The organism is Neisseria sp. P0021.S007, from assembly GCF_051956855.1.
Window position 1 is genome coordinate 1 of the sequence record NZ_JBQCXA010001805.1, and the last position, 433, is coordinate 433.

A 433-nucleotide genomic window follows, 5' to 3' on the forward strand; every position below is an offset into this window, starting at 1 on the left:
CTTCCGCCAACTGCGCCAGTTCGCGCTCGATGTGTTCGCGGCGGATTTGCCCTTGGTTGGTGCGCGCTAAAAGTTCGGCGGCGCGTTGCTGCGCTTGGCTGTATTGGCGCGTATGCTGCTGTTGCTGCTGCATCAGGTTTTTATGTTGCACTTCGGACGAGCGCACGGTTGCCTCCGCCTGTTTGAACGAGGCTTCGGCGGCGGAGAGTTCGGGGGCGAGGTTTTCCAGTTCGGACGCAATGCCGTCGAGACGGGCTTTTTGGGCAATCAGGCTTTCCTGCGCGGGTTTGGCATAGAGCAGGACGCTGACTTTATCGACCTGATGGCCTTCGGGCGTGAGCCAGATTTGGTGGGCGCCCAAATCGCTTTGATGCGCGAGGGCGTAGCTCAAATCGGGCGCGCACAATACGCCGTCGAGCCAGTAGTGCAATCC

General features: G+C 60.3%; 1 pseudogene. It reads right to left on the reverse strand.

Annotated elements, in window-relative coordinates:
• A pseudogene (locus ACTHUR_RS21555) lies at positions 1–433 on the reverse strand (chromosome segregation protein SMC); the annotation flags it as partial.